This window comes from Polaromonas sp. P1_A2, assembly GCF_056406895.1.
Genome location: NZ_JBFTZI010000002.1, coordinates 645863 through 672457, shown reverse-complemented (window position 1 = coordinate 672457; position 26595 = coordinate 645863). Strand labels below are relative to the sequence as shown.

General features: G+C 65.8%; 18 protein-coding genes. 9 read left to right on the top strand and 9 right to left on the bottom strand.

Going from position 1 to position 26595, the window contains the following annotated elements; translation table 11 throughout:
* Window positions 1–124: 124 nt before the first annotated feature.
* Window positions 125–871, top strand: a complete 747-nt coding sequence (locus AC1D09_RS10135) for an ABC transporter substrate-binding protein (protein WP_477701066.1) — start codon at window positions 125–127, stop codon at window positions 869–871.
* A 10-nt stretch (window positions 872–881) separates the two neighbouring features.
* Here the strand turns inward: AC1D09_RS10135 and AC1D09_RS10130 are convergent, their stop codons facing one another.
* Complete coding sequence (locus AC1D09_RS10130; RefSeq protein ID WP_477663099.1) at window positions 882–1430, bottom strand: hypothetical protein; 549 nt, start codon at window positions 1428–1430, stop codon at window positions 882–884.
* 22 nt (window positions 1431–1452) lie between these two features.
* Window positions 1453–5460 (bottom strand): phosphoribosylformylglycinamidine synthase, encoded by a 4008-nt coding sequence (purL, locus tag AC1D09_RS10125; protein WP_477701036.1) that lies wholly within the window; start codon window positions 5458–5460, stop codon window positions 1453–1455.
* A gap of 260 nt (window positions 5461–5720) precedes the next feature.
* Between purL and map the strand changes: the two genes are divergently transcribed.
* Window positions 5721–6563, top strand: a complete 843-nt coding sequence (map, locus tag AC1D09_RS10120; protein WP_477663097.1) for a type I methionyl aminopeptidase — start codon at window positions 5721–5723, stop codon at window positions 6561–6563.
* 62 nt (window positions 6564–6625) lie between these two features.
* Window positions 6626–9217 carry a [protein-PII] uridylyltransferase gene (locus AC1D09_RS10115; protein ID WP_477663157.1) on the top strand — a complete coding sequence of 864 codons (2592 nt, stop codon included), beginning with the start codon at window positions 6626–6628 and terminating at the stop codon, window positions 9215–9217.
* 13 nt (window positions 9218–9230) lie between these two features.
* On the opposite strand, the gene AC1D09_RS10110 is transcribed toward AC1D09_RS10115, so the two are convergent.
* The 7 genes from AC1D09_RS10110 to smc all read right to left on the bottom strand — a co-directional run bounded on the left by AC1D09_RS10110 (window position 9231) and on the right by smc (window position 18411).
* A complete protein-coding gene (locus AC1D09_RS10110; protein ID WP_477663096.1) occupies window positions 9231–9944 on the bottom strand; it encodes a class I SAM-dependent methyltransferase in 714 nt (237 codons plus the stop codon).
* A gap of 88 nt (window positions 9945–10032) precedes the next feature.
* Window positions 10033–10572: a peptide deformylase gene (gene def / locus AC1D09_RS10105; RefSeq protein WP_477663095.1), complete on the bottom strand. Its 540-nt coding sequence runs from the start codon at window positions 10570–10572 to the stop codon at window positions 10033–10035.
* A gap of 33 nt (window positions 10573–10605) precedes the next feature.
* Entirely contained in the window at window positions 10606–10800 is a 195-nt protein-coding gene (locus AC1D09_RS10100) for a hypothetical protein (protein WP_007874547.1), read from the bottom strand.
* 107 nt (window positions 10801–10907) lie between these two features.
* Window positions 10908–11624: an MgtC/SapB family protein gene (locus tag AC1D09_RS10095; protein WP_477663094.1), complete on the bottom strand. Its 717-nt coding sequence runs from the start codon at window positions 11622–11624 to the stop codon at window positions 10908–10910.
* Between the two features lie 24 nt (window positions 11625–11648).
* On the bottom strand, window positions 11649–13745 hold the full coding sequence (gene ligA / locus AC1D09_RS10090) for an NAD-dependent DNA ligase LigA (RefSeq protein WP_477663093.1): 2097 nt from the start codon (window positions 13743–13745) through the stop codon (window positions 11649–11651).
* A 36-nt stretch (window positions 13746–13781) separates the two neighbouring features.
* Window positions 13782–14867 carry a cell division protein ZipA C-terminal FtsZ-binding domain-containing protein gene (locus AC1D09_RS10085; RefSeq protein WP_477663092.1) on the bottom strand — a complete coding sequence of 362 codons (1086 nt, stop codon included), beginning with the start codon at window positions 14865–14867 and terminating at the stop codon, window positions 13782–13784.
* Window positions 14868–14874: 7 nt separating this feature from the next.
* Window positions 14875–18411 carry a chromosome segregation protein SMC gene (gene smc, locus AC1D09_RS10080; protein WP_477663091.1) on the bottom strand — a complete coding sequence of 1179 codons (3537 nt, stop codon included), beginning with the start codon at window positions 18409–18411 and terminating at the stop codon, window positions 14875–14877.
* A 388-nt stretch (window positions 18412–18799) separates the two neighbouring features.
* Between smc and dapC the strand changes: the two genes are divergently transcribed.
* From dapC to AC1D09_RS10050, 6 genes are all read left to right on the top strand, one after another.
* Window positions 18800–20005 (top strand): succinyldiaminopimelate transaminase, encoded by a 1206-nt coding sequence (dapC, locus tag AC1D09_RS10075; protein ID WP_477663090.1) that lies wholly within the window; start codon window positions 18800–18802, stop codon window positions 20003–20005.
* A 20-nt stretch (window positions 20006–20025) separates the two neighbouring features.
* Complete coding sequence (gene dapD / locus AC1D09_RS10070; protein ID WP_477701035.1) at window positions 20026–20853, top strand: 2,3,4,5-tetrahydropyridine-2,6-dicarboxylate N-succinyltransferase; 828 nt, start codon at window positions 20026–20028, stop codon at window positions 20851–20853.
* Window positions 20854–20905: 52 nt separating this feature from the next.
* Window positions 20906–22051, top strand: a complete 1146-nt coding sequence (locus AC1D09_RS10065; RefSeq protein ID WP_477664817.1) for a PilT/PilU family type 4a pilus ATPase — start codon at window positions 20906–20908, stop codon at window positions 22049–22051.
* A 315-nt stretch (window positions 22052–22366) separates the two neighbouring features.
* The gene (gene dapE / locus AC1D09_RS10060; RefSeq protein WP_477664816.1) at window positions 22367–23530 is read left to right on the top strand and encodes a succinyl-diaminopimelate desuccinylase; all 1164 of its coding nucleotides are present in this window, start codon (window positions 22367–22369) and stop codon (window positions 23528–23530) included.
* Complete coding sequence (prmB, locus tag AC1D09_RS10055; protein ID WP_477664815.1) at window positions 23527–24420, top strand: 50S ribosomal protein L3 N(5)-glutamine methyltransferase; 894 nt, start codon at window positions 23527–23529, stop codon at window positions 24418–24420. Before dapE ends, prmB begins: the two co-directional genes overlap by 4 nt.
* A gap of 103 nt (window positions 24421–24523) precedes the next feature.
* Window positions 24524–26530: an ABC-F family ATP-binding cassette domain-containing protein gene (locus AC1D09_RS10050; RefSeq protein ID WP_477664814.1), complete on the top strand. Its 2007-nt coding sequence runs from the start codon at window positions 24524–24526 to the stop codon at window positions 26528–26530.
* Window positions 26531–26595 lie beyond the last annotated feature (65 nt).

The window sequence follows — 26595 nt, the reverse complement described above, 5'->3', positions numbered from 1 at the left end:
CGGATTCGAGGAGGGACCGGGCACGGGCACGAGCGAGGAACTGTCCCCGGGCCAGGTGCGCGGCGCTAACGATTTGTGGTGGTGGCTGGTAGCGCTGGCCATACTGGTGCTGGCTGCTTTCGCACTGCTGGGTTGCGCCTCCGCACCACGGGCGCCCGTGGCCGAACTGGCGCCCTCCGGCAAGCTCAAGGCCGCGATCAATTTCGGCAACCCCATACTGGCGGTGAAAGATGCCGCCGGCGGCGAGCCACGCGGCGTGTCGGTGGACCTCTCGCGTGAACTCGGCCGGCGGCTGGGCGTGCCGGTTGAACTGGTGACCTTCACCTCGGCCGGCAAGGTGGTCGAAGCGGTCAGGGACGCGCAGGTCGACATCGCTTTTGTTGCGATAGACCCGGTACGCGGCGCCGACATGCTGCAGACACCGCCTTACGTCATCATCGAAGGCGCCTACCTGGTGCGAAACGACTCGCCGATACGCCGCAATGAAGAGGTGGACCAGGCGGCCCACCGCATCGTGGTCGGCAATGGCAGCGCCTACGACCTTTACCTGAGCCGTGAGCTCAAGGCCGCCAGGCTGGTGAAAGCCCCAACCTCACCGGCGGTGACCGACGTCATGGTCGCGCAGAACCTGGAAGTGGCGGCCGGCGTCAAGCAGCAGCTCGAAGCCGACGCCAAACGCCTGCCCGGCCTGCGCCTGCTGCCGGGGCGCTTTATGGTGATCAACCAGGCCATGGGCCTGCCCAAGGGGCGTGAGGCCGGCGCGCGCTACCTCGCGTCCTTCATTGAGGAGATGAAAGCCTCGGGTTTTGTGGCGCAGGCCCTGGCGCGGCACGGGATTGAGGGCGCGGCGGTCGCGCCGCCCGGCCGCTAGCGCCCGGGCGTCATTCCCGCCGCAGGGACTGCAGCATCTGCAGCGCGGGCCCATTGACCGCCGCCGCATCGCCGTTGCTCAGGATGGTAAAGCCCACCTGCAACTCGCCGATCGCGACCATGCCCTGGGTCATGTTGCGGTATTCGCCGGGCTTGGGCGCCCGGTCAGTGGCGAAAAAGTACGCGCCAAACAGGCCCTGGCCCGACAATTCACGCACCGGGATATCCGTCTCGACAGCCTGTGGCTTGGCCTTTTCGGCACCAGCCGCCACCATAGCCCGCAGAAAATCCGGCGTGATCGGCTTGGAGTCTGCGCGCATCGGCCAGATGGGGGTGACCAGAACCTGGAAATTTTTCTCGGTGATGGACGACAGCATCACGGTGGGTGGCAGCTCCGGCGTGGCGCGCCGCACCTGGCCCCGCCAGCCCACGGGAAGTGGAATGATCAGCGCCGGCCGCTCGGGCAGCGCCACGCGCATATCGGCGGCGATGGCGCCGCAGGCGAGCAATCCGGACAGGATGGCGATGAATACGTGTTTAAACAATCGGTTCATGGACATCCCTCGTCTGTGTTGTTGATGATCAGCCGACCCACTTGCGCGCGTTGTGCCACAGGCTCATCCACGGGCTGCGCTCGCTGGCATTACCTGAAGTCCAGCTTTTCTGGATGTTGCGGAACACGCGCTCGGGGTGCGGCATCATGGCCGTGAAGCGGCCGTCGGCCGTGGTCACGCCCGTCAGGCCGCCGGCGCTGCCGTTGGGGTTGGCCGGGTAGGCTTCCGTGGGCTGGCCGTGGTTGTCGACATAACGCATGGCGGCAATAGCCTTGGACGCATCACCCCGGAAGGCGAAATTGGCATAACCCTCGCCGTGGGCAACCGCGATGGGCATACGGCTGCCGGCCATGCCCTTCAGGAAGATGCTGGGCGATTCCAGCACCTCGACCATGCTCAGGCGCGCCTCGAAGCGTTCGCTGCGGTTGGTGGTGAAGCGGGGCCAGGCCTCGGCGCCCGGGATGATGTCGGCCAGCTCGGCGAACATCTGGCAGCCGTTGCACACGCCCAGGCCGAAGGTGTCCTGGCGCGCGAAGAAGGCCTTGAACTCGTCGGACAGCACCGGGTTGAAGGTGACGGAGCGCGCCCAGCCCACGCCGGCCCCCAGGGTGTCGCCGTAGCTGAAACCACCGCAGGCGACGATGCCCTTGAAGTCGGCGAGTTTGGCGCGGCCGCTCTGCAGGTCGGTCATGTGCACGTCGCAGGCTTCAAAACCGGCCTCGGTGAAGACGTAAGCCATTTCCATGTGCGAGTTGACGCCCTGCTCGCGCAGCACCGCCACGCGCGGCCGTGCCGACAGGTTCAGCGCGGGCGCCACCGGCAGCTTGGCCGGGTCGAAAGTCAATTGAACGTGCAGGCCCGGGTCGGCGGGGTTGCCGGCGGCCGCGTGTTCGGTGTTGGCACAGTCGGGGTTGTCGCGCTGCTGGCAGATCTTCCAGCTGACCGAATCCCAGACCTGGTGCAGATCCTGCAGCTTGGCCGAGAACACGGCCTTGGTGTCGCGCCAGACCTGGATCTCGCCCTTGCCGACCTCGAGCGAAGCCTGCTGGGGCCGGGTCTTGCCGATGAAGTGGCTGAACTTGGAGAGCCCGTGTTCGCGCAGCGTCTGCATGACCTCGTTGCGCTCTGAAGTGGCCACCTGGATGACGGCGCCCAGCTCTTCGTTGAACAGCGCCTTGAGCGTGAGCTCTTCGCGGCGCGCGCCGACCTGGCTTGCCCAGTTCTTGCTGTCGCCGGTGTCCATGCGGCTGTCGGAAATGCCGTCACCTTCGACCAGCAGCATGTCGATGTTGAGCGACACGCCCACATTGCCGGCAAAACCCATCTCGCAGACCGCGGCGAACAGGCCGCCGTCGCTGCGGTCGTGGTAGGCCAAGAGCTTGCCTTGCTTGCGCAGCGCATTGATGGCATTGACCAGCTTGACCAGGTCCTGGGGATCGTCGAGGTCGGGCACTTCGCCCTCTTCCTTGTCCAGCGTCTGCGCCAGGATGGAGCCGCCCATGCGGTTTTTGCCCTTGCCCAGGTCGACCAGGATCAGCGTGCTGTCAGCCTCGTCACGGTCCAGCTGCGGCGTCAGCGTGCCGCGCACGTCGGGCAGCGTGGCGAAGGCGCTCACGATCAGCGAGACCGGCGAGGTGACCTTCTTGCTGTCAGCGCCCTCGCTCCACACGGTGCGCATGGACAGGGAATCCTTGCCGACGGGAATCGACACGCCCAGCGCCGGGCACAGCTCCATGCCCACGGCCTTGACGGTTTCGTACAGTGCGGCGTCCTGGCCGGGCTCGCCGCAGGCGGCCATCCAGTTGGCCGAGAGCTTGACGCGCGGCAACTCGATAGGCGCGGCCAGCAGGTTGGTGATGGCCTCGGCAAGCGCCATGCGGCCGGAGGCGGCCGCGTCGACGGTGGCCAGCGGCGTGCGTTCGCCCATGCTCATGGCCTCGCCGGCAAAACCGCTGTAGTCGGCCAGCGTGACGGCGCAATCGGCCACAGGCACCTGCCAGGGGCCGACCATCTGGTCGCGGTGCGTGAGGCCGCTCACGGTGCGGTCGCCTATGGTGATCAAAAAGCGTTTGGAAGCGACCGTGGGGTGGCTCAGCACGGCAATCGCGCTTTTTTGCAGGTCCACGCCGGTCAGGTCTATCGGTTTGACCGTGTGCCTGGCAGTTTTCACGTCGCGGTGCATCTTGGGCGGCTTGCCCAGCAGCACATTCATGGGCATGTCGACCGGCGCCGCGGCGTCCTTGTCGGACAGCACCAGCTGCTTTTCTTCCGTCGCGACACCGATCACGGCGAACGGGCAGCGTTCGCGTTCGCAGAAGGCCTGGAACTGCGGCAGCGACTCGGGCGCGACCGCCATCACATAGCGTTCCTGGCTTTCGTTGCTCCAGATTTCCTTGGGCGAGAGGCCGCTTTCTTCAAGCGGCACGGCGCGCAGGTCGAACTTCGCGCCGCGGCCGGCGTCGTTCACGAGTTCGGGGAAGGCATTGGACAAACCGCCAGCACCCACGTCGTGGATGGCCAGGATGGGGTTGGCCGCGCCCAGCTGGGCGCACTGGTTGATGACCTCCTGGGCCCGGCGTTCGATTTCGGGGTTGCCGCGCTGCACCGAGTCGAAGTCGAGCTGGGCCGCGTTGGCACCCGAGGCCATGGAGCTGGCCGCGCTGCCGCCCATGCCGATGCGCATGCCGGGTCCGCCCAGCTGGATCAGCAGCGTGCCGGCCGGGAACAAAATCTTCTTGGTCAAGGCTGCGTCAATCGTGCCGACGCCGCCCGCGATCATGATGGGCTTGTGGTAACCCCAGCGCTGGCCGGCCACGGTCTGCTCGTATTCGCGGAAGTAGCCAGCCAGGTTGGGCCGGCCGAACTCGTTGTTAAAGGCCGCGCCGCCCAGCGGGCCCTCGGTCATGATCTGCAGCGGGCTGGCGATGTGTTCGGGCTTGCCGTAGCCGCCGTCAAACAGTTTTGACACCGTGAAACCCGTCAAACCTGCCTTGGGCTTGGAGCCTCGGCCGGTCGCGCCCTCGTCGCGGATCTCGCCGCCCGCGCCTGTGGAAGCGCCCGGGAATGGCGAAATCGCCGTGGGGTGGTTGTGCGTCTCGACTTTCATGAGCACGTGCATCTGCACGCCCTCGGTGGCGCTGTAGGTCTGGCGGCCGGTGGCGTCCGGTTTGGCGTAAAAACGCTGGCTTTTGTAGCCCTCCATGACCGAGGCATTGTCCGAATAGGCCACCACCGTGTGCTGGGGGTGCAGCTTTTCGGTGTTGCGGATCATGCCGAACAGGCTTTTTTCCTGCGGCACGCCGTCAATCGTGAAATCGGCGTTGAAGATCTTGTGGCGGCAGTGCTCGCTGTTGGCCTGGGCGAACATCATGAGCTCGACGTCGGTCGGGTTGCGCTTCAATTGCGTGAAGGCATTGACCAGGTAGTCGATTTCGTCGGCGGCCAGCGCCAGGCCGAACTCGGCGTTGGCTTTTTCGAGCGCGGCCTTGCCGCCAGCCAGCACGTCTATGGTCTGCAGCGGTGCGCCCTGCAGCTCGGTGAACAGGCCCGCGGCCTCCGCGCGGTCGAACATCACGCTTTCGGTCATGCGGTCATGCAGCAGGCCGGCGACCTGCTCGCGCTGGGCGGCGCTCAGGGCGGTCTTGCTGAAAAAGCCGCTTTTCAGCGTGACACGGTATTCGGTGATGCGCTCCACGCGCTTGACGGCCAGGCCGCAGTTGTGGGCGATGTCCGTGGCCTTGGAAGCCCAGGGCGAGACGGTGCCGAAACGCGGCGAGACGATAAAGACCAGGGCATCGCCCTCCTTGCCGGCGGCCGGCGCGCAAGGCTCGCCATAAGTCAGCAGCGCCGCAAGCTGGGCTTTGGCGGCCGCTGAAGGCGGCGATTCGGTCGCCACCAGGTGCACAAAACGGGCGCTGATGCCGGCGATCTTGTCGTGGATGGCTTGCAGGCGGGGAAGGAGTTGCTGGACGCGGAAGTCGCTGAGGGCGCTGATCCCGTGGGGTTCGCCCTCAAAAGTCGTCAGGTGCAGGGTCACGGTAGCGGTGGCCTTGTAGTGGGAAGTGGGCAGCTCATGGCTGGGGGTTTAACACCGCCTGCAAGCGCCTGTTGCCCTGTTGGTGGCCGGCCTTTGCGGGGTTCGCGTTAACCCGTAATTTTATCAGCGACTGGGCGTTTGCCGGGCCCGGCGAACGCCGAGCATGGGCACTTTTGCGATTCATTCAGGCCAAAAAAGCAAAAGCCCTCGGTCTCATGCTGAAAATGCATGCCCCGGAGAGCGGTGGGATAATCAGGGCCATGAGTATTACTTACAAAGATGCGGCCGGAATTGAGGGCATGCGCCTGGCCGGCAGGCTGGCTTCCGAGGTACTGGATTACCTGGCCCCCTTCGTGAAACCGGGCGTGACCACCAATGAAATCGACCGGCTGGCCCATGACTACATGACCCAGGTCCAGGGCACCATTCCCGCGACCCTGGGCTACGGCCCCCCGGGCTATGTGCCCTACCCCAAATCGCTGTGCACCTCGGTCAACCACCAGGTCTGCCACGGCATTCCCAACGACAAGCCGCTCAAAAAGGGCGACATCGTCAATATCGACGTGACCGTCATCACCAAGGACGGCTGGCACGGCGACAACAGCCGCATGTACCTGGTCGGCGAGGCCTCGATCGCCGCCAAGCGGCTGTGCAACATCACCTACGAAGCCATGTGGCAGGGCATCATGCGCGTCAAACCCGGCGTGCGGCTGGGCGACATCGGCTTTGCGATCCAGACTTTTGCCGAAAAACAGGGCTTTTCGGTGGTGCGCGAGTTCTGCGGCCACGGCATAGGCAAAAACTTCCATGAAGAACCCCAGGTGCTGCACTACGGCCGCCCCGGCACGCTCGAAGAGCTGGTTCCCGGCATGACCTTCACCATAGAGCCCATGATCAACGCCGGCAAGCGCGACATCAAGGACGGCCCCGAAAAAGACGGCTGGAGCATCGTGACCCGCGACCATTCGCTGTCGGCCCAGTGGGAGCACACCATCCTGGTGACCGACACCGGCTACGAGGTGCTGACCCTGTCGGCCGGCAGCCCGGCGATTCCGGCCTTTGTGCCGCAGCAAAGCCCGGTCCAGGCCACGGTCAGCGCCTGAGCGGCGCCCCTATGGCCCCCATGCCCGTGCCGCGCGCGTCCCCTGACACGGCCTCTACGGCAATGACCGGCCTGCCCCAGCTGCGCGAGCAGTACAAAGCCGGCAAGGCCGCCTTGCTGGCCTCGCTGGCCGCCAGCGGCGCGTCCTCGCGCGGCATCCACGGCCTGCTGCAAAAATTCGCCCGCCACACCGACGCCACGCTGCAGGCGCTCTGGGAAGGCGCCGGTTTTCCGGCCGCAGCCTGCCTGGTCGCTGCGGGCGGTTATGGCCGCGGCGAGCTGTTTCCCCACTCGGACGTGGACGTGCTGCTGCTGCTGCCGGACCACACCGACGTTGATGCCGACCCGGCGCTGAAGGCCAAGGTCGAGCGCTTCATAGGCGCCTGCTGGGACGTAGGCCTGGAAATCGGCTCCAGCGTGCGCACGGCGTCCGATTGCGTGGAGGAAGCATCCAAGGACGTCACAGTGCAGACCTCACTGCTGGAGGCCCGCCTGGTCGCCGGCGCCAAAAAGAACTTCCAGCAGCTGCAAAAACGCCTGGCCGCCGTGCTGGACCCGCAGGCTTTTTACGTGGCCAAGACACTGGAGCTGCGCCAGCGCCACAACAAGTTCGAGAACACGCCCTACTCGCTGGAGCCCAATTGCAAGGAGTCGCCGGGCGGCCTGCGCGACCTGCAGGTGATCCTCTGGGTGGCGCGCGCCGCCGGCCTGGGCAAGTCCTGGGACGATCTGGCGCGCAAGGGCCTGGCCACGGCCTTTGAGGTGCGGCAGATCAAGGCCAACGAGGCCCTGCTGAGCCTGATACGCGCGCGCCTGCACCTGATCGCCGGGCGCCGCGAAGACCGCCTGGTGTTCGACCTGCAGACCGCCGTGGCCGAATCCTTCGGTTATTCGGCCGAGGCCGACGACGGCAGCAAGCTGCCGCGCCGCGCCAGCGAGGCGCTGATGAAGCGCTACTACTGGGCGGCCAAGGCCGTGACCCAGCTCAACCAGATCCTGCTGCTCAACATCGAGGAGCGGCTGAACCCCAACACCTACCCGCTGCGGCCCATCAATGAGCGCTTTTGCGACAAGGCCGGCATGCTGGAGGTGGCCAGCGACGATCTGTACGCGCGCGAGCCGCACGCCATCCTCGAGACCTTTTTGCTCTACGAAACCACGGTGGGCATCAAGGGCCTGTCGGCGCGCACGCTTCGCGCGCTCTACAACGCCCGCGGCCTGATGAACGCCAGCTTCCGCAGGGACCCGGTCAACCGTGCGACCTTCCTGCGCATCCTGCAGCAGCCCGAGGGCATCACCCATGCCATGCGGCTGATGAACCAGACCTCGGTGCTGGGCCGCTACCTCTGGATCTTCCGCAAGATCGTCGGGCAGATGCAGCACGACCTGTTCCATGTCTACACGGTGGACCAGCACATCCTGATGGTGCTGCGCAATGTGCGGCGCTTCTTCATGGCCGAGCACTCGCACGAATATCCCATGTGCTCGCAGTTGGCGGCCGGCTGGGACAAACCCTGGATCCTGTACATCGCCGCGCTGTTCCATGACATCGCCAAGGGCCGCGGTGGCGACCATTCCGAGCTGGGCTGCAAGGAAGTACACATTTTCTGCCGCCAGCACGGCATCGCGACCGAGGACGCAAAACTCATCGAATTCCTGGTCGGCGAGCACCTGAGCATGAGCCGCATTGCGCAGAAGGAAGACTTGAGCGACCCGGAAGTCATCGCGGCCTTCGCCAAGCGCGTGGGCAACGAGCGCTACCTGACGGCGCTCTACCTGCTGACGGTGGCCGACATACGCGGTACCAGCCCCAAGGTCTGGAACGCCTGGAAGGGCAAGCTGCTGGAAGACCTGTACCGCTACACCCTGCGCGTGCTGGGCGGCCGCGCGCCCGACGCGGACGCCGAGGTCGAGGCCCGCAAGCGCGAGGCCCTGACCACCCTGGCCCTGCATGCCGAACCCTTCGAGGCGCACAAGTTGCTGTGGGACACGCTGGACGTCAGCTATTTCATGCGCCACGAGGCCTCCGACATTGCCTGGCACGCACGCCAGCTCTCGCGCCACGTCGGCAAGGCCAAGGCGGTGGTGCGCGCGCGCCGCTCCCTGGCCGGCGAAGGCATGCAGGTGCTGGTTTACACGCCCGATGCGCCCGACCTGTTCGCGCGCATCTGCGGCTACTTTGACGAAGCCGGCTTCAGCATCCTGGATGCCAAGATCCACACCGCCCAGAACGGCTATGCGCTGGACACCTTCCAGGTCGTCAGCCCGACGCTGGCCGACCACTACCGCGAACTCGCGGCCATGGTGGAGGCCGACCTGGACCGCACCATCGAGGAGCCCGGCCCCCTGCCCCCGCCCGGCAAGGGCCGCGTGTCGCGCCGGGTCAAGAGCTTTCCGATCGCGCCGCGCGTGGACCTGCGGCCCGACGAAAAAGCCCAGCGCTGGCTGCTCAGCGTCTCGGCCAGCGACCGTGTCGGGCTGCTGTACCGCATCGCGCGGGTGCTGGCGCGCCACCGCATCAACCTGCAGCTGGCCAAGGTCAGCACCCTGGGCGAGCGCGTGGAAGACACGTTTTTGATCGACGGGCCCGAACTGCAGCACAACAAGGCGCAGATCGCGATCGAGACTGAGTTGCTCGAAGCGCTCAATACCTGAGCCGGCGCTGAGTTCAGGCGGCTGATTTGCGCAGGTATTGCAAAAGCCGGCCCTTGTAAACGCCGCCGTTCCCCGGGAGTTCGGACACTCGCGTCTCAGTGCGTGAATAGCCCAATACATCCATTTTTCGATTAAAACTCGCCCGGTTTCCGCGGTCCGGGTCGACAATCAGCACTTCGGCATCCGCGTAGGTGTGCAGCTCGATGAACTGCGACAAGGCCTCGGGCTGGCCGCGGTCGTAAAGCACGTCGCTGCCTATGATCAGGTCAAAGCGCTCCAGCAGCGGGTTGGCGCGCGACCAGTTGCCGGCCTGGTATTTCATCGCCGGCAGCTGGTTGAGCTTGAGGTTCTCCAGCAGGAATTCCGCCGCCAGCGGGTGGCAGTCGCTGGCGGTGATGTTGCCGCCGCGCCTGTGCACCACCAGGCTGGCCAGCGCCAGGCCGCAGCCCAGCTCCAGGATGCGCTTGCCATCCAGCTCGAAGCTCAGCATGGCATGGGCCAGTACCCGGCCCGAGGGCCAGAGCAGGCCGAACAGCGGCCAGGCCGAGGAAGAAATGCCTTCGCGCTCGGCCTCGCCCAGGGGATCGTGGAATTGCTGCCGGTCCAGCAGGGAGCGCAGCTGCAGGTCTTCGCCGCTACCGCACACGGTTTCATACTTGAGCAGGTAGGGTGCTGCAGGGGCGGTTCCGGCGGCGGGAACCGGGCCCGGGACGGGAGCGTGCGGCATGCGGAAAACTTTCCTTGCGTACAACACGCTCAAACGGGGCGAAATAGCCCTCAACCGGGGCCAGTGTACCCCTGGCCCTTGTCAGCGCTCAATCGTCGTCGGACGCGTCCAGCCCGGGAAACAGCACCTCGGTAAAACCGAAGCGGGTGAAGTCGCGGATGCGCATGGGGTACAAGGTGCCGATCAGGTGGTCGCATTCATGCTGCACCACACGCGCATGAAAGCCCTCCACCGTGCGTTCTATCGCATCGCCGTACTGGTCAAAACCGGCATAGTGGATGCGCGAGAACCGCGGCACCACGCCGCGCAGCCCGGGCACCGAGAGGCAGCCTTCCCAGCCCTCTTCCTCCTCGGGGCCCAGGGGCTTGATCACCGGGTTGAGCAGCACCGTGCGGGGCACCAGCGGCGCGTCGGGATAACGCGGGTTCACTGCGTCGGTGCCGAAAATCACCAGCTGCAAATCCACGCCGATCTGCGGCGCCGCCAGGCCCGCGCCGTTGACGGCGCGCATGGTGTCGAACATGTCCGAGACCAGCTGGTGCAGCTCATCGGTGTCGAAGGCAGTGACGGGCTGGGCAATCCGCAGCAGCCGGGGGTCGCCCATCTTGAGGATTTCGCGAATGGTCATGCGCCGATTATGGCGGCGCGAAGCTTTTTTGGCTTAACGCCAATGCCTGTAGCCCCAACCCCGGTAATAACCCGGCGCGGGTACCACCACGACAGGTGCGGGTTCGACATAAACGGGACGGGAGGGGTAAACCGCCACCGGAGGGCCGACAGGGGCGACCACGCAACCGGACAGCAAGGCGGCCAGGCCGGCGGCGGCCAGCAAGGCGGGCAAACGTTTGTTATTCATGGAAAAGCTCCTGTGTACAGGTCTTTTCAACGTCCGGCGGGGGCGGCCGGCCTGACGTCCGGCGTGCAAACCCCGGTAACGCCATGTAAGGCCGCTCTTGCGCGCGGCTACTCCGTGGTGCTGGCGCTCCAGTAGGCCTGGCTCACCATGGGCAGCTCGCCGAGCTGCTGGACCAGGCGGTCCATGGCGGCACCGTCCACCGCGATGGCCACCAGCGTGGCCTGGATTTTCACGCCCTCCTCGCCGAAGGCATAAACCTCCAGGTCGTTGGTCGGGTAATGCAGCGCTTCGAGGGATTTTTCCAGGATGGACAGCACCTCTTTCTGGTGCGATCCATCCGTCACCACATAGACCGTGTTGGTCACCTCGGCCGACTGCACGTCCAGCGGCAGGCGGTTGATCTGGTTCACGATGGGGCGCAGCAGCGTATTGGCCGCCAGCACAAACAGCGTGGCGATGCCGGCCTGCACGATAAGGTCCGCGCCGGCACAGGCGCCCACCGCGCCCGAGCACCACAGCGTGGCCGCCGTGTTGAGGCCGCGCACATTGCCCTCCTCGCGCATGATCACGCCGGCGCCCAGAAAACCTATGCCAGACACCACATAGGCCACCACATGCACCGCGCCGGACGAGCCCGAGAGCCGGTTCGCCATGTCGACAAAAATCGCCGCGCCCACTGCCACCAGCACATTGGTGCGCAGGCCGGCGGTGCGCTGGCGGTACTGGCGCTCAAAGCCGATCAGGGCGCCAAAAATAAAGGCGGAGGACAGGCTGACGACCGAGTCCAGGAGGTCGGGGGTATTGATGGTTTCAAGCGCCTGCATCTACGGCCTCCGCACCTTAAATCATCAACCGGCCAGCATGGCCAGCAAGGCCGCCTCATCAATCACCGGCACACCCAGCGCCTGCGCCTTGACCAGCTTGCTGCCGGCCTCCTCGCCCGCGACCACAAAATCGGTCTTCTTGCTGACTGAACCAGCGACCTTGCCGCCGGCGGCTTCCACTTTGTCCTTGGCCTCGTCGCGGCTCAGGGTAGGCAGGGTGCCGGTGATGACAAAGGTCTTGCCCGACAGCGGCTGCGGCGCGCGGGCGGCGGGCTCGCCCTCCTCCCACGTCACGCCACAGGCACGCAGTTGTTCCACTACCTCGCGGTTGTGCGGCTGCTCAAAAAAGGTGCGTATGCTTTGCGCGACGATGGGGCCGATATCGCTGACTTCCAGCAACTGCTCCTCGGTGGCGTCCATGATGGCATCGAGCTTGCCGAAGTGGCGTGCCAGTTCCTTGGCCGTGGCCTCGCCGACATGGCGTATGCCCAGGCCGAACAGGAAACGCGGCAAGGTCGTCTGCTTGGATTTTTCGAGCGCTTCCAGCAGGTTGTTGGCCGATTTTTCGGCCATGCGGTCCAGGCCGGCCAGCGCCGTGAGGCCCAGTTTGTAAAGGTCGGGCAAGGTGCGGATGATGTTGGCGTCCACCAGTTGCTCGACCAGCTTGTCGCCCAGTCCTTCGACCTCGACGGCGCGCCGGTGCGCGTAATGCAGGATGGCTTCCTTGCGCTGGGCTCCGCAGAACAGGCCGCCGGTGCAGCGATAGTCGGCTTCGCCTTCCTCGCGCACGGCGTCGGAGCCGCAGACCGGGCATTTGCGCGGCATGCTGAATTGCGGTGCGTCCTGCACGCGTTTGTCGAGCAGCACGCTGACGACTTCGGGGATCACGTCGCCCGCGCGGCGCACGATCACGGTGTCGCCCACGCGCACGTCCTTGCGCCGCGCCTCGTCCTCGTTGTGCAGCGTGGCATTGGTCACAGTGACGCCGCCCACAAACACCGGCGCCAGCTTGGCCACCGGCGTGAGCTTGCCGGTGCGCCCCACCTGGACCTCGATGGCCTGCACGGTGGTGAGCTGCTCCTGGGCCGGGTATTTGTGCGCCACGGCCCAGCGCGGTTCGCGCGTGACAAAGCCCATCTTTTTTTGCAGCGCCAGGCTGTTGACCTTGTAGACCACGCCGTCGATGTCGTAAGGCAGGCTGTCGCGCTGCCGGCCCATGGCTTCGTGAAAGGCGATCAGTTCAGGCGCGCCCTGCGCGAGCTGCGTCTGCGACGCCACCGGAAAACCCCAGGATTTGAGCGTCAGCAGCATCTGGAAATGGCTCTCGAAGGCCGGGCCGCCCTCTTCCGCCGGCGTGATCTCGCCCAGGCCGTAGGCAAAAAAGCTCAGGCGCCGCTGCGCGGCCATGGCCGGGTCCAGCTGGCGCACGCCGCCGGCCGCCGCATTGCGCGGATTGACAAAGGTTTTTTCGCCCTTGGCGCCTTGCGCGATCTTCTCGCGCTGCTTTTCATTGAGCGCTTCAAAGTCGGCGCGGCGCATATACACCTCGCCGCGCACTTCCATCACAGGGGGGGCGTCGGCGGGCAGGCGCAAAGGAATCTGGTTGATGGTGCGGATGTTCTGCGTCACGTCCTCGCCGACCTCGCCGTCGCCGCGCGTGGCGGCTTGCACCAGGATGCCGTTCTCATAACGCAAGCTCATGGCCAGGCCGTCGAACTTGAGTTCGGCCACATACTCGACCGGCGGTTCGGACTCGGCCAGGCCCAGCTCCTTGCGCACGCGGGTGTCGAAGTTCTGCGCGCCCGTGGCCTCGGTGTCGGTCTCGGTGCGTATGCTGAGCATGGGCACCTTGTGGCGCACGCTGGCGAACTGGTCCAGCGGCTTGCCGCCCACGCGCTGGGTCGGCGAATCCGCCGTCAGCAGTTCGGGATGGGCGGCCTCGAGTTCCTGCAGTTCCCTGAACAGCCTGTCGTACTCGGCATCGGGAATCGTCGGTTCGTCGAGCACGTAGTAGCGGTGCGCGTGCAGGTGCAACTCCGCGCGCAGGGTGGCGGCCCGCGCCGCGGCGGCGGTCGGCTGCGGCGAAGGCTCGGGTGGCGCAAACAGGTCTTTGGTGGCCATGAAAAAATCGGAAAAGGGCATTAAAGCCCGGGAAAATCAGCTGAACAGCCGGCGCCCCAGCACCGAGCCGGCCGACAGATCGCGGCTGTCCAGCGTGTCGTAGAGTTGCTCGAGGTCGGCGTGTATGACTTCCATCGCCTCGGGCCGTATCAGGTTGCCGTTGTCGTCGATGATCACGCCGTCCATATTGGCGGCCAGGGACAGCGCGGCCTCGCACATGCGGGCAAAAGGCTGCTCGGAGCGCAGCACCTGGGGCACGTCCAGCGACAGCGTGAGTTCGCGCAAGGCCGTCTGCTCGGGGTCTTCGGCCATGGCGGCCTGGGTGTCGAAGGCCAGGCCCAGGATGGGCGCGTGGCCGGGCTGGCTGGCCGGCAGCACCATGCGGCCGGGAATGGAGCCGGGAACAAAACCGAGCCGGGCCGCGCTTTGCTGCACATAGCCGGGGCTCCAGGCGGTATTGACGGCGCGCAGGGTGAAACTGAGCTGCGCATCGTGGGCGCTGGCGAACTGGTCGAGTTCGCGGGCGCGGGCCACCTCGTCCAGCATCTCGGGAAACTCGGGCTCGCCGCCCACGGCGTCGGCGAAGGCCTGGGCCTTCATGACAAATTCGGAGTATTCGATCTGGTTGAGCGCGCCGGTGCGGTTGGCCAGTTGCACGCCGCACTGGAAAGCGCTGTAGCGGTGGCCGGCCGTCGGGAACTCCCATTCGCCGGTGATCACGCTGAGGCCCTCTACGCCGAAAGGTTTGCTGCCGGCGCGGCGCGTGCTGGGCATGGCGGCCAGCGCGGCCTCGCCCGAGACCACGTTGTCCAGGGCGACGGCCGCCATGGCGTCTATCAAAATGTCCAGGCCGGGCTTGCGTTCGGGCGTGGTGAGCCGGGTCAGCGCGTTCAGCGAAGCCAGGCCCGAGTCGGCGTCAAAGCTGGGCTCCAGCCGCTCGGCCTCGCCTTCGCCGGCTGCTGGCGGCTGGTGATCCGCCGCGGCGGCCGTTTCCGGCACAGGCGCGGCCTCGGGCGTGGCGCGCTTGGGCAGGTTGCGGCGCGAGGACCAGGCGCTGTGGGCCACGACGCCGGCCAGCACCAGGCCGCCCACCACCGCCAGACTGATCTGCAAGGAGCTCATACGGGGATCAGGCTGCCTCGGCGAAGCCAATAGCGGCTTCCATGTCCACGGCCACGATGCGCGAGACACCTTGCTCCTGCATGGTCACACCTATCAGCTGCTCGGCCATTTCCATCGCGATCTTGTTGTGGCTGATGAACAGGAACTGGGTTTCCTTGCTCATGGAGCGCACCAGCTTGGCATAACGCTCGGTATTGGCGTCGTCCAGCGGCGCGTCGACCTCGTCCAGCAGGCAGAAAGGCGCGGGGTTGAGCTGGAAGATGGCGAAGACCAGCGCGATGGCCGTCAGCGCTTTTTCGCCGCCGGACAGCAGGTGGATGGTCTGGTTCTTCTTGCCGGGCGGCTGGGCGATCACCTGCACGCCGGCGTCGAGGATTTCCTCGCCCGTCATCATGAGCTTGGCGTTGCCGCCGCCGAAAAGCTCGGGGAACATGCGGCCGAAATGGCCGTTGACGGTGTCGAAGGTGCTGGAAAGCAGGTCGCGCGTTTCGATGTCGATCTTCTTGATCGCGTCTTCCAGCGTGGTCATGGCCTCGTTGAGGTCCTTGGACTGCGAATCGAGGAACTGCTTGCGTTCGCGCGCGGCGCTCAGTTCGTCAAGCGCGGCCAGGTTGACGGCCCCCAGCGACTGGATTTCGCGGTTGATGCGGTCGATTTCGCCCTGCAGGCCCGTGAGGCGCACATTGCCGGACTGTATGGACTGCTCCACTGCGGCCAGGTCGGCCTGGGCGTCGGCCAGCAGCTGCTCGTACTGCTCGAAGCCCAGGCGCGCGGCCTGTTCCTTGAGCTGGAACTCGGTGATGCGCTGGCGCAGCGGGTCGAGCTCGCGCTCCAGCTGCAGGCGGCGCTCGTCGCTGGCGCGCAGCTTGCTGGTCAGGTCGTCGTACTGGCTGCGTTTGGCGCCCAGGTCGGCCTCGCGCTCGAGCTTGACGCTCAGGGCGCTTTGCAGGCCGGCCTGCGCGGCGGCGTCGGTCAGGCGCGACAGCTCTTCGCGGGCCTGCGCCTCCTCGCTGGCGATGGAGGCGGCCTGCTGGGCGGCCATGTCGATGGAGCGGGTCAGCTCTTCGCGGCGCGAAGCCAGGCTGCGCAGCGCGAAGGCCGCTTCCTGGGCCTGGCGCTCCAGCGTACGCTGCTGTTCGCGCGATTCGCCGAGCTTGCGTTCGGTCTCGATCACCCGGTCGTCGAGCTGCGCATGGCGTTCCTGGCTGTCGGCCAGCTGCATGTCCAGCTCTTCAAAACGGCCCTCGGCCGTGACCTTGCGCTCCTGCAATTCACCAAGCTGGGCTTCGATTTCAGCCATGTCGGCCTGGATCTGCTCGCTGCGCGCGCGGGTCTGCTCGGCCAGCTGCGTGAGGCGCAGCACTTCCACCTGCAGTTCGTGGGCCCGGCTCTGGCCTTCGGCGGTTTCGCGGCGGGCTGTGGCCAGGCGCTGGGCGGCATCGGCATAAGCGGCTTCGGCGCGCACCAGCGCGGAGCGGGCTTCCTCGCTGATCAGGGCCTGGGCCTTGAGCTGCTTGTCGAGGTTTTCAATTTCCTGGGCGCGGGCCAGCAGGCCGGCCTGTTCGGAATCCTGGGCGTAAAAACTCACGCTGTGGTGCGTCACGGCATGGCCGCTCTGCACATAAATCACCTCGCCGGCCTGCAGCTTGTCGCGCGCGGCGAGCGCGTCGTCCAGGCTACCAGCGGTGTAACAGCCATTGAGCCAGTCGCCCAGCAGCGCCGACTGGCCGGCGTCGTTCAGGCGCAGCAGCTCGGTCAGGGGCTTGAGGTTGATCGCGGCGTTGACACGCGCGGGTGCGGCGGCGCTGGGCGGCGAATAAAACGCGAGCTTGGCCGGCGGCGTGCCCTGCCCGTCGCTGCCGGCAAAGCCGCGCACCATGTCGAGCCGGGACACCTCCAGGGCGCCCAGCCGCTCTCTGAGAGCGGCTTCCAGCGCATTCTCCCAGCCCTGCTCGATGTGGATGCGGCTCCAGAGGCCCTGCAGGCCGTCCAGGCCGTGCTTGGCCAGCCAGGGCTTGAGTTTGCCGTCGGTCTTGACCTTTTCCTGCAAGGCCTTGAGCGCTTCCATGCGCGCCGACAGGTCGGCCCGCTTGGCCGATTCGGTGTTGACAGTCTGCTGCAGGGTGCGGCGTTCTTCGTCGAGCTGGGGCACGCTCTCGGTCAGCTCGTGCAGGCGGGCTTCGGCTTCGGCCTGGGCTTCCTGCGCGGCCGCGAACTGGGTGTTCAGGTTGGCCAGGCGGGCTTCGTCGGGCGCGTTGAGCGCGTTGCGGTCGGCCGTGAGCTTTTCCAGGCGCAAGCCCAGGCTGCGCGACTGCTCTTCGATGTTGCGCTGGTCGGCGGCCAGCACCTGGATCTGCTGCTGCACCTGGCCCACGCTGGTGCGCTGCTCGTTGGCCTTGGCCTGGGCCTGGCGCAGCGCGTCCTCAAGGGCCGGCAGCTGCGTCAGGTGCTCTTCGGTCTGCGCGGCCAGCAGTTCGGCCTTTTCCTCGGCTTCGATGGCCTGGGCGGCCAGGCTTTCGGTTTCGACGGCGGCGTCTTCCTTGCGGGTGGCCCACTGCGCAGTTTGTTCCTTGAGCTGGTTCAGCCGCTGCTCGACACGCTGGCGGCCGTCGACCACGAAGCGGATTTCGGCTTCCAGCCGGCCGACTTCGGCGCTGGCTTCATACAGCTTGCCCTGAGCCTGGTTGACCTGGTCGCCGGCCGCGTAATGCGCCTGGCGTATGGTTTCCAGGTCGGCCTCGATGTGGCGCAAATCGGCCACGCGGCTTTCCAGGTCGTTCACGGCCTTTTCGGCATCGGCCTTGACCTTGGACTGGTCGGCCTCGCTTTCGGCCCGTTTGAGGAACCACAGCTGGTGCTGCTTGAGGCTGGCGTCGGCGTGCAGGGTGTTGTAGCGCAGGGCCACCTCGGCCTGCTTTTCCAGCCGGTCCAGGTTGGCGTTGAGCTCGCGCAGGATGTCTTCGACGCGGGTCAGGTTTTCCCGGGTGTCGGACAGGCGGTTGGCGGTCTCGCGGCGGCGTTCCTTGTACTTCGATACGCCGGCGGCTTCCTCGAGGAACAGGCGCAGCTCTTCGGGCTTGGACTCGATGATGCGGCTGATGGTGCCTTGGCCGATGATGGCGTAGGCGCGCGGGCCCAGGCCGGTGCCCAGGAACACGTCCTGCACGTCGCGGCGGCGCACCGGCTGGTTGTTGATGTAGTAGCTGGAGGTGCCGTCGCGCGTGAGCACGCGCTTGACGGCGATCTCGACAAACTGCCCCCACTGGCCGCCGGCGCGGTGGTCGGCGTTGTCGAACACCAGTTCCACGCTGGAGCGGCTGGCCGGCTTGCGCGTGGTGGTGCCGTTGAAGATGACGTCCTGCATGGACTCGCCGCGCAGTTCGGAGGCCTTGCTCTCGCCCAGCACCCAGCGCACCGCGTCCATGATGTTGGACTTGCCGCAGCCGTTGGGGCCCACCACACCCACCAGTTGGCCCGGTAATACAAAATTGGTGGGCTCCGCGAATGACTTGAAACCTGATAGCTTGATCGAATTGAGACGCACGGCTGTCCCTGTTTTTATGAGCCTGAGGCAGGGCCTGGCCCTAACTCGTTGATTTTTATAGCGTTTTTACAACAACGCTGGCATATCGGGTGCCGCCTTCGGCAAGCGGCACGGTCCGCCATGTTACCCGAGCGGGACGGGGATTTTGCCGGGAAAAAGGCCCTTGACGGGGCCGGCGTGAAACACTTTGCATCGCGCCGTGCGCACCGGCCGGTGCGCCGGCTGGCCTGGCGTGGCGGGCCGGCCTCAAAGCAGCTGCACCAACGCCGCTCCAGCGTTATCCAGCCTGGCGCCCAAGCTATCAATTTGGCAGCAAGCCGGCCCTTCTGGCGCTGCGGGCCCGGCAGCCGGTCATTTTGGGCCGGCCGCGAGGCTGGATAATCCGGGTATGAATCCCCTGCTTTCACGCCTTCAGCCCTATCCTTTTGAGCGGCTGCGCCAGTTGCACGCCGACGTCACCCCCAATCCCGCCTACAAAGCCATCAGCCTGGGCATAGGCGAGCCCCGCCATGCCACGCCGCAGCTGATCAAGGACGCGCTGACGGCCAGCCTGAGCGGCCTGGCGAGCTACCCGGGCACCCTGGGCGAGCCCAAACTGCGCCAGGCCATGGCCGACTGGGTGGCCCGCCGCTACGACCTGAAGCTGGACCCGGCCACGCAGATCCTGCCCGTCAACGGTTCGCGGGAGGCGCTGTTTTCGCTCGCACAGACCGTGCTGGACGCCGGCAAGCCGGGGGCCACCGTGGTTTGCCCCAACCCGTTTTACCAAATCTATGAGGGCGCGGCCCTGCTGGCGGGCGCCCAGACCTGGTTTGCCCCCAGCGACCCGGCGCGCAATTTCGCGGTCGACTGGGCCGGCGTGCCCGAGGCCGTCTGGGCCAAAACCCAGCTGGTGTTTGTCTGCTCGCCGGGCAACCCCACGGGCGCCGTGATGTCGCTGGATGAATGGAAGCTGCTGTTCGAGCTCAGCGACCGCCACGGTTTTGTGATCGCCTCCGACGAGTGCTACAGCGAAATCTACTTCCGCGACGAGGCGCCCCTGGGCGGCCTGCAGGCGGCGGCCAGGCTGGGCCGGCATGACTTCAGGAACCTCGTGTCGCTGACCAGCCTCTCCAAACGCAGCAATGTGCCAGGCCTGCGCAGCGGCTTTGTGGCCGGCGACGCCTCCCTGATCAAGCCCTTTTTGCTGTACCGCACCTACCACGGCAGCGCCATGAGCCCGGTCGTGCAGGCCGCCAGCATCGCGGCCTGGAATGACGAGCGGCACGTGGTGGACAACCGCGCGATGTACCGCGAAAAATTCGCCCAGGTCACGCCCATGCTCTCGGCCGTGATGGACGTCGCCCTGCCCGACGCGGGCTTTTACCTGTGGGCCGGAATCCCCGAGACTTTCAAGGGCTCGGACACCGCGTTTTCACGCGAGCTGCTCGCTCTCTACAATGTCGTGGTGTTGCCGGGCAGCTACCTGGCGCGCGACGCGCAGGGGCACAATCCCGGCGCCGGCAGAATCCGCATGGCACTGGTGGCTGAAACCGCCGAGTGCGTGGAAGCGGCGCAGCGCATCGTTCAATTCATCCAATCCAAAACTCACTGAACAACAAGACTGAAACCAACATGACACAAGACAACCTGCAAAGCACCATTGACGCGGCCTGGGAAAATCGCGCGAACCTGTCGGCCCAATCGGCCCCCAAGGATGTGCTGGACGCCGTCGAACACACCATCGCCCAGCTCAACAGCGGCAAGCTGCGCGTGGCCACCCGCGAAGGCGTGGGCCAGTGGACCACCCACCAGTGGATCAAAAAGGCCGTGCTATTGAGCTTTCGCCTGAAGGACAACGAAATGATGCGCGCCGGCGACCTGGGCTTTTTCGACAAGGTGCCCACCAAGTTCGCCCACCTGAGCGAAAGCGAAATGCGCGCCACCGGCGTGCGCGTGGTGCCGCCCGCCGTGGCGCGCCGCGGCAGCTACATCGCCAAGGGCGCGATCCTGATGCCCAGCTACGTCAACATCGGCGCCTGGGTCGGCGAAGGCACCATGGTCGACACCTGGGCCACCGTGGGCAGCTGCGCGCAGGTCGGCAACAACGTCCACCTCTCCGGCGGCGTGGGCCTGGGCGGCGTGCTCGAACCCCTGCAGGCCAACCCCACCATCATTGAAGACAACTGCTTCATAGGCGCGCGCTCCGAAGTCGTCGAAGGTGTGATTGTGGAAGAAAACTCGGTCATCTCCATGGGCGTTTACATCGGCCAGAGCACGCCGATTTACGACCGCGAAGCCGACACCGTCACTTACGGCCGTATTCCCGCAGGCTCCGTCGTGGTCTCGGGCAACCTGCCCAAGGCCGGTGGCAAGTACAGCATGTACTGCGCGGTGATTGTCAAGCGCGTGGACGCCAAGACGCGTTCAACGACCAGCCTGAACGACCTGCTGCGCGACTGAACACCTTGCCTCACGCTTGGATTGCACATATTGAAATGACTGGGAGCGGACTATGAGCACGATGGAAAGAATCCTTCGTTTGATGGCGGACAAAAAGGCGTCGGACGTTTACCTGTCGGCTCATTCGCCCGCCCTGATCAAGATCAACGGCCAGGCCATTCCGATCAATGCGCAAATCCTGCCGCCGGACGCGCCGCGCAACCTGCTGGCCGAGGTGCTGCCGCCCGAGCGTATCGAGGAGATGGAGGAAATCGGCGAGCTCAACATGGCGCTGCCGATTGCCGGCCTGGGCAACTTCCGCATCAGCGCCTTCAGGCAGCGCAGCACCTACGCGGCGGTGATCCGTTTCATCCCCAACGAAATCCCGCCGTTGGACAGCCTGAACGTGCCGCCCATCCTGGCCGACCTGATCATGGAAAAGCGCGGCCTGCTGCTGATGGTGGGCTCCACCGGCGCCGGCAAGAGCACCACGCTGGCCGCGATGATGGACCGCCGCAACGAGATTTCGCTGGGCCACATCCTCACCATCGAGGACCCGGTCGAATTCCTGTTCACCAACAAGAAGTCGGTGGTCAACCAGCGCGAGGTCGGCAGCGACACACAATCGCTGCAGGTGGCGCTCAAAAACGCGCTGCGCCAGGCGCCCGACGTGATCCTGATCGGTGAAATCCGCGACCGGGAAACCATGTCGGCCGCCATTGCCTATGCGCAGTCGGGCCATCTGTGCCTGGCCACCATGCACGCCAACAACAGCTACCAGGCGCTCAACCGTATCCTGAGCTTTTACCCGGTCGAGGTGCGCAGCACCATGCTGGGCGACCTGGCCGCGGCCCTCAAGGCCATCGTCTCGCAGCGCCTGTTGCGCACGCAGGATGGCGGCCGCACGCCGGCGGTGGAAGTCATGCTCAACACCAAGCTGATCGCCGAGCTGATTGAAAAAGGCGACTTCTCCGGTGTCAAGGAAGCCATGGAAAAATCCATGGCCGAGGGCTCGCAGACCTTTGAGCAGGACATCGCCAAGCTGATCGTGGACGGCACTGTCACCCGCAAGGAAGGCATTCTCTACGCCGACTCGCCGACCAACCTGATGTGGCGTCTCGAAAACGACTTCGCCGTCAAGGCCAAGGCCTTGGAGCCTGAAGAAGACCCGGATGACGAACCGTCCTTCACCGAAATCACACTGGACGTGAAACATTAAAAACACGATGGCGCTCGTCTCTTCGGGCCGACTCGAACCCAGGGCCTGTTAACACTATGTTTGCAAGATGCGTTGCGAGTCAAAAAGGCCTTGAGCAAGGCGCAAAACGCAGGCGGGGTGAACCCCGTCAAGGCTTTGCAACGCCGCACAGGGCCTTTTTGATCGCAACCCGGAGGGAATGGGGTGAAAACAGCGCCACTCCGCGTTGCGCTCCTCACCCAGACTCCCGGTCTGGGATTCGTCGCACGCCTTGATTGGCGCTGTTTTCACCCCATTCGCATTTGTAAACATAGTGTTAACAGGCCCTAAACGACCATGTCCCGAACCCTGCAGCTCACCGAGCAACTGATCGCCCGCCCTTCCGTCACGCCCGACGACGCCGGCTGCCAGGCCCTGCTGATTCAACGCCTGGCGCCGCTGGGCTTCCAGTGCGAAACCATCACCGGCGGCCCTGAAAACTTCCGCGTGACCAACCTCTGGGCCAAGCGCGCGGGCAAGCCGGCGTCCGGCAAAACCCCGGCCAAGACGCTTGTATTTGCCGGCCACACCGACGTTGTGCCCACCGGCCCGCTGGAGCAGTGGCAGAGCCCCCCCTTCACGCCCAGCCACCGCGGCGGCCAGCTGTACGGGCGCGGCGCCGCCGACATGAAAACCTCCATCGCGGCCATGGTGGTGGCGGTCGAAGAGTTCCTGGCCGCCCATCCCGACCCTGCCCTGTCCATCGCCTTCCTGGTCACCAGCGACGAGGAAGGCCCGGCGGTCGACGGCACGGTCATGGTCTGCGAGCAGCTCAAGGCGCGCGGCGAAGTGCTGGACTACTGCATCGTGGGCGAGCCCACCTCGGTCGCCCAGCTGGGCGACATGATCAAGAACGGGCGGCGCGGCACCCTGAGCGGCAAACTCACGGTCAAGGGCGTGCAAGGCCACATCGCCTACCCGCACCTGGCCAGAAACCCCATCCACCTGTTCGCGCCGGCGCTGGCGGAGCTGGTGGCCACCGAATGGGACAAGGGCAACGCTTTCTTCCCGGCCACCAGCTGGCAGGTGTCCAACATCCATGGCGGCACCGGTGCGTCCAACGTGATCCCGGGTGAGCTGGTGGTCGATTTCAACTTCCGCTTCTGCACCGAGTCCACGCCCGAAAGCCTGCAGCAGCGCCTGCAGGCCTTGCTGAGCCGGCACCAGCTCGATTACGACCTCAAATGGACGCTGGGCGGGCTGCCCTTTCTGACCACGCCCGGCACGCTGGTCGAGGCGGTGCGCAGCGCCATCGAGGCCGAAACCGGCCTGCAGACCGAGCTCTCCACCACGGGCGGCACCAGCGACGGCCGTTTCATCGCCAAGATATGCCCACAGGTCATTGAATTCGGCCCGCTCAACGCCACCATCCACAAGATCAATGAGTGTGTACCGGTGAGCTCCCTCGATCCGCTCAAGAACATCTACAAGGGCGTGCTGGATCGGCTGGCCACGGCATGACAAAGGCCGCGACACCCCTGACGGTGCTGGCACTGGTCGAGCAGATGGCGGCCAGGCTGGAGGCCGCGGGCCTGAACTTTTCCAACGGCTTCGGCCAGGGCACGACCAACGCCTTTGACGAAGCCGCCTGGCTGGTGCTGTGGAAGCTGGGCCTGCCGCTGGACGATCTTGATTCGGTCGAAAAACGGCCCGTGACGGCCGCGGAAGAAGCACAGGTCGCCGCGCTGCTGGACGCGCGCATCAGCACGCGCAAGCCGGCTGCCTACCTCACGAAGGAGGCCTGGCTCATGGGCCTGCCTTTTTACGTCGACGAGCGCGTGATCATCCCGCGCTCCCTGATCGCCGAGCTGCTGGCCGATGCCAGCATAGACCCCTGGCTGGGCGAGCACACCCACCGCGTGCTCGACCTGTGCACCGGCAACGGCAGCCTGGCCGTTCTCGCGGCCATCACCTACCCCGACGTGGTCGTGGAAGCCGCCGACATCAGCCTGGACGCCCTGGCCGTGGCCCGCATCAATGTGGACCGCCACCACCTGGACAGCCGCATCACGCTGGTTGAATCGGACGGGCTGGCCGCCTGCGCGGGCGAATACGACCTCATCCTGTGCAATCCGCCCTATGTGAACGCGGCCAGCATGGCCGCCCTGCCCCCCGAATTCCGCGCGGAACCGGGCCTGGCGCTGGCCGGCGGCAGCGACGGCATGGACTTCATTCGAGGCCTGATTCAAAACGCGGCCCGCCATATGAGCGAAAATGCGGTCCTGGTGCTGGAAATCGGCAATGAGCGCGAGAATTTCGAGCGCGCCTTCCCGACGCTTGAACCGCTGTGGTTCGAGACCAGCTCGGGCGCCGACCAGGTTTTGCTGCTGACGCGCGAACAACTGGCCTGAGCCGGCCTGGCGGCCGGCGCGAAGCCCTGGCGCGGCTCTTGCACCGCAAGGGCCGGGTGTGGACACCGCCGCCCGACTACTTTTCCTGAAATTGCACATTTAAATGATTACCCTTAAAAACGTCGTGCTGCGCCGCGGCGCCAAAGTGATTCTGGACAGCGCGTCCGTCACCCTCAACCCCGGTGAAAAAATCGGGCTGGTGGGCCGCAACGGCGCCGGCAAGTCCTCGCTGTTCGCCATGCTCAACGGCACGCTGCACGAGGACGGTGGCGATTTTTCGATTCCCGCGCAGTGGAGCATGGCGCAGGTGGCGCAGGACATGCCCGAGACCGAGCAGAGCGCGACCGCCTTTGTGGTCGAAGGCGATGTGGTGCTGCTGGCCGCGCAGACCGAGGTGGAGGCCTCGGAAGCCAGCGGCGACGGCGACCGCATGGCCCATGCCTATATGGCACTCTACGACGCCGGCGCGCACGACGCGCAGGCCCGGGCCCAGGCCCTGATCCTCGGCCTGGGCTTCAAGGTCAGCGAGCTCGACAACCCCGTCAACAGCTTCTCCGGCGGCTGGCGCATGCGCCTGCAGCTGGCGCGCGCGCTGATGTGCCCATCCGACCTGCTGCTGCTCGACGAGCCCACCAACCACCTGGACCTGGACGCGCTGGTCTGGCTCGAAGCCTGGCTCAAAAAATACCAGGGCACCATGCTGGTCATCAGCCATGACCGCGAATTCCTCGACGCCGTGACCGACGTGACGGTGCACATCGAAAACGCCAGGCTGACCCGCTACGGCGGCAATTACAGCAAGTTCGAAGACCTGCGTTCCGAGCAGATGGCCTTGCAGCAGACCGCCTTCGCCAAGCAGCAGGACAAGATCGCCCACCTGCAGAAGTTCATCGCGCGCTTCAAGGCCAAGGCCAGCAAGGCCAAGCAGGCGCAAAGCCGCGTCAAGGCGCTGGACCGCATGGAAAAAATCGCGCCTCTGCTGGCCGAGGCCGATTTCACCTTCGAGTTCAAGGAACCGGCCAACCTGCCCAACCCCATGCTGTCGATGCAGAACGCCTTCTTCGGCTATCCGCCGCCCGAAGGCGCACCCGAAGGCACGCCGCCCACGGTCATCGTGCAGAACGTCAGCAAGTCGGTGCTGGCCGGCCAGCGCATAGGCATCCTGGGCGCCAACGGCCAGGGCAAGTCCACGCTGGTCAAGACCGTGGCGCGCGCATTGGCGCCTATTCAAGGAGAGATGACCGAAGGCAAGGGCCTGAACATCGGCTACTTTGCCCAGCAGGAACTCGACGTGCTGCGCCCGGCCGACACGCCGCTGGAGCACATGATCCGCCTCGTCAAGGAAGTCACCGCGGCCGGCAGGATCAGCGGCCAGCAGACGCGCGAGCAGGACCTGCGCGCCTTCCTGGGCATGTTCAATTTCAGCGGCGACATGGTCAAGCAGGCCGTGGGCAGCATGAGCGGCGGCGAAAAAGCCCGCCTGGTGCTGTGCATGATCGTCTGGCAGCGCCCCAACCTGCTGCTGCTCGACGAGCCGACCAACCACCTGGACCTGGCCACGCGCGAGGCGCTGTCGATGGCGCTCAACGAGTTTGAAGGCACGGTGATGCTGGTCAGCCATGACCGCGCACTGCTGCGCGCCGTCTGCGACGAGTTCTGGATGGTCTCGCGCGGCGGCGTCGCGCCCTTTGACGGCGACCTGGACGACTACCAGCGCTACCTGCTCGACGAGGCCAAGCGCCAGCGCGAAGAGGCCAAGAAGGCCGGTGGCGCGGCCCCGGCCGCCAAATCAGAAACACCGGCCGCCGCGCCCGCCGAAAAGAAACCCGTGCCGCGCGACACGCCCGAGCAGCGCAAGCTCGACGCGCAGCGCCGCCAGCAGCAGGCCGAGGCCACCAAGCCGCTGCGCAAGGAGGTCGAAAAAATCGACCAGCGCATGAAGGCGCTCAACACGGAGCGCGACAGCCTGCAGGCCCTGCTGGCCACCACCACCGCGCCGGCCGAGCTGGCCCAGGCCGGCAAGCGCCTCAAGGCCATCGAAGGCGAAATAGGCATGCTGGAAGAACGGTGGCTGGAGCTGACCGAGCAGATCGAGACCGCCGCGGTGTAAAGTGGCTGCAGGCCCCTCGCCTGCAGCCTGTCTGCCCAGGCGGGGCCGTCCTTGAAAGGATTTGA